The sequence below is a fragment of the Rhodococcus sp. NPDC077669 genome (assembly GCF_040686915.1).
GTDB lineage: Bacteria > Actinomycetota > Actinomycetes > Mycobacteriales > Mycobacteriaceae > Rhodococcoides > Rhodococcoides fascians.
This window is the reverse complement of sequence record NZ_JBFBMD010000022.1, coordinates 66,053-74,128: the sequence shown is the minus strand read 5'-3', so window position 1 is coordinate 74,128 and position 8,076 is coordinate 66,053. Positions and strand designations below refer to the sequence as shown.

At 63.0% G+C, this 8,076-nt stretch carries 8 protein-coding genes and 1 pseudogene; 5 read left to right on the top strand and 4 right to left on the bottom strand.

The window, feature by feature from the left end; genetic code table 11:
• Positions 1–171 precede the first annotated feature (171 nt).
• The 3 genes from AB0P23_RS20410 to AB0P23_RS20400 all read right to left on the bottom strand — a co-directional run bounded on the left by AB0P23_RS20410 (position 172) and on the right by AB0P23_RS20400 (position 2,047).
• On the bottom strand, positions 172–477 hold the full coding sequence (locus AB0P23_RS20410; protein ID WP_335743462.1) for a hypothetical protein: 306 nt from the start codon (positions 475–477) through the stop codon (positions 172–174).
• Between the two features lie 43 nt (positions 478–520).
• Positions 521–757, bottom strand: a complete 237-nt coding sequence (locus tag AB0P23_RS20405) for a hypothetical protein (protein WP_335743461.1) — start codon at positions 755–757, stop codon at positions 521–523.
• A gap of 369 nt (positions 758–1,126) precedes the next feature.
• Positions 1,127–2,047, bottom strand: a complete 921-nt coding sequence (locus AB0P23_RS20400) for an ArdC-like ssDNA-binding domain-containing protein (RefSeq protein ID WP_335743460.1) — start codon at positions 2,045–2,047, stop codon at positions 1,127–1,129.
• Between the two features lie 526 nt (positions 2,048–2,573).
• Here AB0P23_RS20400 and AB0P23_RS20395 point away from each other — a divergent pair.
• The 5 genes and pseudogenes from AB0P23_RS20395 to AB0P23_RS20375 all read left to right on the top strand — a co-directional run bounded on the left by AB0P23_RS20395 (position 2,574) and on the right by AB0P23_RS20375 (position 6,764).
• Entirely contained in the window at positions 2,574–3,389 is an 816-nt protein-coding gene (locus AB0P23_RS20395) for a DUF4145 domain-containing protein (RefSeq protein WP_363799089.1), read from the top strand.
• A gap of 392 nt (positions 3,390–3,781) precedes the next feature.
• A pseudogene (locus AB0P23_RS20390) lies at positions 3,782–4,153 on the top strand (recombinase family protein); the annotation flags it as partial.
• Between the two features lie 137 nt (positions 4,154–4,290).
• The gene (locus AB0P23_RS20385; RefSeq protein ID WP_363799087.1) at positions 4,291–5,679 is read left to right on the top strand and encodes an IS21 family transposase; all 1,389 of its coding nucleotides are present in this window, start codon (positions 4,291–4,293) and stop codon (positions 5,677–5,679) included.
• The gene (gene istB, locus AB0P23_RS20380) at positions 5,679–6,521 is read left to right on the top strand and encodes an IS21-like element helper ATPase IstB (RefSeq protein ID WP_206497614.1); all 843 of its coding nucleotides are present in this window, start codon (positions 5,679–5,681) and stop codon (positions 6,519–6,521) included. Before AB0P23_RS20385 ends, istB begins: the two co-directional genes overlap by 1 nt.
• 72 nt (positions 6,522–6,593) lie before the next feature.
• Entirely contained in the window at positions 6,594–6,764 is a 171-nt protein-coding gene (locus AB0P23_RS20375) for a helix-turn-helix domain-containing protein (protein ID WP_363799095.1), read from the top strand.
• Between the two features lie 50 nt (positions 6,765–6,814).
• On the opposite strand, the gene AB0P23_RS20370 is transcribed toward AB0P23_RS20375, so the two are convergent.
• Positions 6,815–8,074 carry a hypothetical protein gene (locus AB0P23_RS20370; RefSeq protein ID WP_363799085.1) on the bottom strand — a complete coding sequence of 420 codons (1,260 nt, stop codon included), beginning with the start codon at positions 8,072–8,074 and terminating at the stop codon, positions 6,815–6,817.
• Positions 8,075–8,076 lie beyond the last annotated feature (2 nt).

The window sequence follows — 8,076 nt, the reverse complement described above, 5'->3', positions numbered from 1 at the left end:
ACCGCGACGACGCGTCTTGGGAAAGACACACCGGTCACTTGTGCGGTAGGTCAATCGTGGTGCCTAGCGACCCTGTGTCCAGTGTTCACTGCTTGTGCGGGCATCAGGGGCGTTCCTTCCAGGTGGTGCGAGGTTGGTCGCCCCGGTGCCGTCAGGCACCGGGGCGGGTGGTCACAGGCGTGCGGTTCCGCGGACGATGTCGCCTTCGATGTAGGTGAATCCGTCTCCTCGGCCGTCACGGAGCGCGAAGTGGTAGTCCGCTTGGATCCACACGGTATCGAAGTGTCCGGCGTCGGTGAGTGTGCCGAGTAGGTCGCGGTCGGCTCCGTTGGGGAAGAACGCGACTCCGGACGAGGGCGGGTAGTAGCGGCCCAGGGTGTCGATCAGCGATTCGACGCTCCGGCATTCGGCGGCCGCGTCGAGGGCCTTGTCGTAGATGGTCCAGTAGTCGTCGATGTCGTTGTCGTTGGCGGTCATGACTTGCTCCTCTGTCTGGTCGATCGGTGGTGGGCGTGGCGGGTCAGTAGTCCTCGTCCCACCGCTCCCCTGCGTAGGTGGGGTCGAAGTCGGCGGGTGCGTGGGCCGGGTAGCGGCGTCGGAGGTCGCCCTCGAGGTCGAGGCGGTCTTGCCAGTGCTTGTCGCATCTCGGGTGCGATACCCCGGTTCCGGATAGTGCGTCCCGGTATTCGACGTCGCCGGTGCAGTCGGGTCCGTCCGCGATGCAGGTAGCGATCTCGGTGTTCGTGGTCTCGGTCATAACTGTTGCTGCCCTTCGGAACTGGTGCCGGGTCGGTCTTGCGTCCTCCCCCACGTTTTTTCGCCGTTTCTGGCGTGAGGAGAGAAGTCAGCGCACGGGGACGACGGGGCAACCCCTCGGCCGGACAGTTTTCGTGGGAGCGCAGCGACTGCTCTACGAAAAGTGTTCGGAGCCTTGGCCGTAGCGCAGCGGAGCGAGGGGTTGAGTCGGCGGGCACGGGTGATGAATGCTCGCCGGTAGCCAGAACCGGAGTGAAAAAACGTCTTTGCTCTTCCACGGTGCGGAGCGCAGCGGAGCTCGATTCGGTGGACACCGCAGGTGGCCTGATCCGCCGGCCAGACGTACAGTCGGCGGACCCATCCCCGGCCCCTACGCGGCGTCTCCGGTGGCCTCGGCGTCGACCGACTCGGCGGCGGCAGGGTCGAGGGCGTCGGCCAGCTCGTGCACAGCGGTCAGTACCGCTTTCGCTGTGGCAGTGACCTGCTCGAGGTCTCCTGCTGCCCATCCGGCGATGTAGCCGACGCTGTAGGCGCTGGTGTCGAGTCCGAGCATCCCGGCCAGGACGTATGCGACGGATTCGGCTTCGACCTCCATCCGGCCCCGGTGCAGGTCCTTTCGGGCTTCGGGGCCGATGAGGTCGGGTGCGTGCATGATCGCGTGCGCTGCCTCGTGGATCATCGTTTTCGCGGCCGCTGCCGGTTCGAGGGCTGCGTCGACGACGATCCGGTGGGAGCCGTCGGTGGTGGTGTAGCCGTTCGCGCTGGTGGCGATCGCCTCGCGGGTGACGGTCCATCCGCGCCCGGTCATGATCGCGGCGACGCGGTCGTAGATCGCGTCCGGATCGGCGCCGGTGAGCAGCTGGGTGATGTCTTCGGGCTGGGGGTGTCCCTCGATCGGGTCGGTTTGGGAGTGGTCGAACACCGACAGAATCGGGAACGTGGGCACCTTGCGGGTCTCTTCGTCGCCGGTGTCGGGGTCGGTCTCGGTGACGGTGCGGGAGCTGTAGCCGTAGATCCGGATTGCTTTCTCGCCCTTACGAACCTGCCGCCCGCGTTGCTGCCAGGCACGGAATCCGGCGACCTGCGTTGCCTCTGGTTTCTGACTGAGGATTAGTAGGACGTTATTGAAACTGTAGGAGTGGAACGAGGCCACGTGGTCGAGGTAGGCGCGCCAAGTGTCGGAGCTGGTCAGCTCGGCTACCTTGTCGGTGATCGAGGTGTGCAGTGATGCCGCCAGCTCGCGGCGTGCTTCGGCTTTGTCCGCTGCGCTGGTCTTGGTTCGTGTGGCCATGACTGGTGCCTCCTGCCTCGTGACCGGTCCCCCGGCCTGCTCTGCCAATTTCTTGTCGCCGTCATCTGGCGTGAGGAGAGACAGCAGCGCACGGGAACGACGGGGCAACCCCTCGTCTCGGACAGTTTTCGTGGGAGCGCAGCGAGCACGGGACGAAAAGTGTTCGGAGCCTTCGGTCGTAGCGGAGCGGAGCGAGGGGTTGAGGCGGCGGGCACGGGTGATGCAGTATCGCCGGGAGCCAGATGTGCGACAAGAAATCGAATGCTCTTTCGCGGTGCGGAGCGCAGCGGAGCTCGGTTCGGGGGACGCCCGCAGGGTGGCCGGCACCGCCGGCAGGCGGAATGCAACACCTCGCGTCGACGCCGGCGGTGGCCACCTCCCGGCCGTGGAGCTCGCGAGCCGGTTGTGCGGGAGCTACGGAGACGGGCCGCGCTCGGTGTCGCGGTAGCGCAATGGCAGCTAGCGTTTTGGCGGAATCGTCTTCTTGGGGGTGCGGTGTGCGTTTGGATGAGGGTGGTCGGGCTCGTTGTCGGAGTGGGAGGGGTTGGTTTTCGTGGTGAAGGCTTTTGCGGAGAAGTTGGTGGTTCCGTTCGAGGAGGGCGCGTGGCCGAGTATCAAGTGCCCTGTGTGCGATAACGGGCATCTGACTCTGCAGGCTTCAGCGGACCCGGCGACCAAGGTGGAGTGGACTCAGACCGCCGCGACTCGTGACTGGCAGGACTGGGGCGATCCGACCGACATTGCGGGTACGTTCGGGGCAGTCTTGCGTTGCGGAAATACCACCGATTGCGGTGATAGAGTTCATGTTTCAGGTGACGTTGGGGTTGATTACGCTACTGGGTACTACGAGGATGATCCGTGGGTGACGTACTTTACGGTTCGGTGGTTTCATCCGGCGTTGCGGATCGTCGACGTTCCGGCGGGAACCCCGGGGAGTGTTTCCTCAGAGCTCGCTAATGTGGGGGCTCTGGTGTGGTCGAATCCTGATGCCGCGTTGTGGTCGCTGCGCAAGTCCGTGGAAATCTTGCTGGACGAGCAGGGAATCGACAAGTTTCCGCCCGGCGGCACCGATCCTCGCCCGTACTCGCTGCACAAGCGCCTGAAAATGTTCGGAGACGCCCATCCGCAGTACGCAGAAATAGTTGAGATGTTGCAGGCCACGCGGGCGGTAGGTAACGAGGGCACTCACGCAAGTGGCCGCAGCGGCAAGGAAGTCCTGTCGGTCGTCAAATTTGTCGAGTTGACCTTGGAGAGCGTGTATTCCGAGTCTGACCGCGACGCAGCTCTTGCTCATGCGCGGAAGATCAACGCTCACGATGGATACATCTCCCCTGACAGCTAGGGTAAGTACGAGTCCTCAGTGAACTTCGTTATCGTTCACCGTGACTGCGACTTTCTTGTCGCCGAACATGCCCGTGACGGTGAACAGTACGGTCGCGTCACCGAACCACGGCGATTCGGTGACTACACCTTTCGACCCCTTCGGCACGTTGTTTCTGATGACCCCACCGATGTGTCTTTGGTTGCGACGACGACGTCGCCCTTCTTGTGCTTACTCATGCTCGCAAGTTTATCGATCTGCATGGACACCCGACGCATGTGTCTTTAACGGTCGTTTTAGACACGTTGAGTAGTTGACACACCGACGACGAGAAACGCATGTGTCAGAACTCATGTCCAAAACCTCGACGTTCAAATGTGTCTATACGACGAGTTCTGACACACTCGACTCTTGTGGGTGAACTATTGGGGTACGCGAGGGTGTCGACGACCGATCAGAGCGTCGATGCGCAGAGAGAAGCGCTGAGCGCCGCAGGGTGTTCGAAAGTATGGACGGAGACCGCAAGCGGTGCGACAACGTCCCGTCCACAGCTCTCAGACCTGTTCTCGCATCTGCGGCGCGGGGACACACTGGTGGTGTGGCGCCTCGACCGTCTTGGACGATCACTCCCCCATCTTCTCGAAACGGTCGAGCAGCTCGACGTCGACGGCATTGGGTTTCGGTCGTTGACTGAAGCAATCGACACGACCACCTCCGGAGGGAAGTTGATCTACTCGATCTTCGGGGCGTTGGCGGAGTTCGAGCGCAACCTGATTCGGGAGCGGTGACGGCGCTCATCGAAATTCCCCACTGACGCTCACTGAAATTCCCCACCCGTGTGGCACCGCCAACGAGGGCGGGTCTCCCCGGATGCTGATGGTCTCTGACCACACACCAGCTACCCGAAGGAGACCCGCTCCTCATGCTTACACGGGAGGAAGACGTGGAAATACACGCCCTGCATCAACGAGGCTGGAAGATCGCCGACATCGCACGGCACACCGGCCGCGACCGCAAGACCATCCGGTCCTACCTCAACGGGACCACCACACCCGGAGTGCGTAAACGCAGCATCCCGGACCCCTTCGAGGTGTTCCTCGCCTACGTCACCGCACGCCTGTCCGAAGACCCACACCTGTGGGTCCGCACCCTCTGCGACGAGCTCGAAGACCTCGGATATTCGATGTCGTATCAAACGCTGCACCGCAAGATCCGAGAACTGAAACTTCGCCCGATCTGCAAAGCCTGCCTCACCGCAACCGAAAGACCCAACGCAGTCATCGATCACCCGCCCGGTGAAGAGACACAATGGGATTGGGTCGATCTACCGAACCCACCCGACTCCTGGGGATGGGGCTCGATGGCACATCTGTTCGTCGGAACGCTGGCCTGCTCGGGCAAATGGCGCGGGATCCTCGCCCCGGACATGACCCAACCCCATGTCGTCGACGGACTCGACCGCATCTGCCGAGGCCTCGGCGGCGTCAGCCGCGTGTGGCGGTTCGATCGGATGGCGACAGTCTGCCACCCCGACTCCGGCCGCATCACGGCCAGCTTCGCCGGCGTCGCCAAATATTACGGTGTCTCCGTCGCCATCTGCCCACCCCGCCGAGGCAACCGCAAAGGCGCGGTGGAGAAGTCCAATCACACTGCAGCGCAACGGTGGTGGCGCACAGTCGCCGACGATCTGACCGTCGAACAAGCCCAAGCAAGCCTCGACCGGTTCTGCAGCCTGCGCGGTGACACCCGGCTGCGACCGACGAAGGACGGGAGGGCGTCGGTGGGGACGATCGCCACCACCGAGGGGTTGCATCCGTTGCCGGCGGCTGCGTATCCGGCGATCATGAGCACCGACCGGGTCGTCTCGCGCCAAGCGTTGGTGTCCTATCGCGGTAACCGGTATTCGGTGCCACCCGAACTCGCCTGTGCCGCTGTGACAGTGACGCATGTTCTGGGCGCCGATGTCATCGACATCGTCACCACATCGGGCATCACCATTGCCCGGCACCATCTCGCTGCCGATGGGACTGGGGCGATGGTCCGCGATCACGGACATGTCTACGCCCTCGAACAAGCAGCGATGTCGGGTGCGAACACCGGCCGCCCGCACCGCCGGAAAGAACGGATCCCACCCGGACCCGACGCTCTCGCTGCTGCCGAGAAGCTCCGAGCGTCGGCCGAATCGACACTGTCCTCCGGGGATGGTCAGCGCGAAATCGGCAGTCATGCAACTGAATCCACTGGCACCGGCGCGGTCATCTACGACCTGTCGGTCTACGAACGAGCCGCACACGGAAGGAACACCCTCTGATGGTCGACAAGAAAACAGGTGACCGGATGCCGGCACCGAACACGACCGAAGCGGCGAGTCTCTATCAACGCCTGCGTGGGCATCTGGCGGTCCTGAAATTGCACGACGCCGCCGAAGCGTTGCCTTCGGTCCTCGACCAAGCAGCGGCCGAGGAGCTGTCGATGACCGCGGCGTTGGATCGGTTGCTTTCGATCGAAGTCGAGGCCACCGAGGCACGGCGTTTGACCGGCAGGTTGCGGTTCGCGTGTTTGCCGACGCCGGCATCGCTCGAGGACTTCGACTACGACGCCGCGGCCGGTATCGACCGCAAGCTCATCGACGAGCTCGCGACCTGCCGCTACTTGGAGACGGCGACGAATGTGCTGCTCATCGGCCCTCCCGGGGTCGGCAAGACGCATCTGTCGGTCGGGCTCGCGAGGGCTGCTGCGCATGCCGGGTATCGGACGTATTTCACCACCGCTGCCGATCTCGCTGCCCGCTGCCACCGGGCAGCACTGGAGGGGCGGTGGGCGACCACAATGCGTTTCTACGCCGGCCCGACGCTGCTGGTGATCGACGAGCTCGGCTACCTACCGCTACCCGGTGAGGCAGCGTCGGCGCTGTTTCAGGTTGTCTCGCAACGGTATATGAAGACATCGATCGTGATGACCACCAACCGCGGTGTCGGATCCTGGGGTGAAGTGCTCGGTGACAACACCGTCGCCGCAGCCATGCTCGACCGGCTCCTGCATCGCTCCGTCGTGCTCAACCTCGACGGCGATTCCTACCGGTTACGGGACCACAACGCCAGATCGGAGAAGCTCCGCAAAGCCACCACCGGAACCCGCCAACCACTACAGTGAAGACCGCTCACGAGTGGGGAATTTCGGTGAGCGCGGTTGGGGAATTTCGCTGAGCCTCGTCAGCGGACCAACATGGGGTTGGCGGTGGCACGGGCCCAGGGCCGGTTGGGTGGCCGGCCGCCGGCGATGTCCGGTGCGCAGATTAAGCAAGCGAAGCGGATGCGGTCGGGTGGAATGTCGCTGGCCGACATTCGAGAGGTGCTCGGGGTGTCACGGTCGACGTTGTACCGGCACCTGAAGTAAGTGCTTCGCTAGCGAGTTAGGACAGACTCCTGGTTGCTCGTGCTGTGTATCTATTGGCCACCGAGAAAATGGGTGGGCCCTGCGCGTCCGGAGATCGCGTCGATGATGGCCGCGGCTCTGTGCTGATTGCCGTCGACGCGACGATAGCCGAATAGCGATAAGCCGAGTGTGCACAGACGTCGAGGCGTTCCATCGAAACCGGAGATGTCGTAGTGAACCGTTGGTTGGTTCCCTGGGTAGACAATTACAGCGATGGGTGAGCCGATTGCTGCTGCCGTCGTGAGGGTTTGGTGCACATGGCCTTCGTCTGGCACGGGACCAGGCATGGTGTATTTGCATTCGAACGACGCGGCGACCCGGCCGTCGCGAAGAAGAAGGCCATCGGGCTCCACTCGCAGTTTGACTTTGTCTCCGGCACTCAACAATCTGTGTTTTCGCTTCGGTGCATGACGCCAACCGCCATGCACCGATTCCAATGCCTTCAGGGCTCGGGTGAGCGCAGTCTCGAGCAGTGGCCAGGGTTCGACGGCCACTTCGACGCCGGCTGCCCGGCCGGGGTCCCCGATGACAGATCGGTGGCGCAGTAGGGCTGCGGCGATATCCCAAGCGGGTTGATACTTACCCCACTGTTGCGGAAGGGAGCGCAGCGCAACATGCGGTGCAACATAGTTGGGGACGGGCTGCCCGGGAACTACGGCGACTTGTAATCGGCGTAGCGTTGCCGACAGGTCACCACTTTCCGTCTCCCGACCTAGGAGTCCCGCCACGATTGAAAGGCCGCGGGCGAAGTCGTTTCCGCTGGTGAGATGGTTTCGTGTGAGTGGAAACCGTGCGGGGTCGAGAAGCGCGGTGCGGAGCCACTCTGTGACGTTCAGTTTGCCATCGAGCTTGCGATCTCTGACCTGTAGTTGTTCGTAGGCCAGTATGGGCCCGTCGCTTTCGAGTGCACTCTGCAGACGTCGTGCGTATTCGAGGGCCAGAGCACTTGACAACGGGCGGCGGGCTGCCGGCTCCGAGCGTCTCGAGCCGGTGACCATCAACCTTGTGTTCGGTTCAAGTAGATCAATGACAGCTTGGGGCCAATCCTGCCCCACGGTCGTTTTCGGCTCGACGTCCACTATCGAATCGTTCGGGAGGCGGAATGATCCGACAATGTTCCTAAGGGTGACGTTGTTGCCCTCAATTGTCAGTTGCGGTAGTCGTGGTCGTAGTTGCCCCCGCAGGGTGGTGTCCGCGATCCCGAGTTGCGTCTGCAGCTCGAAATTCACAGACTGCGAAGCATTCTCGACGAACTGGTACCGCTCTGCCACCG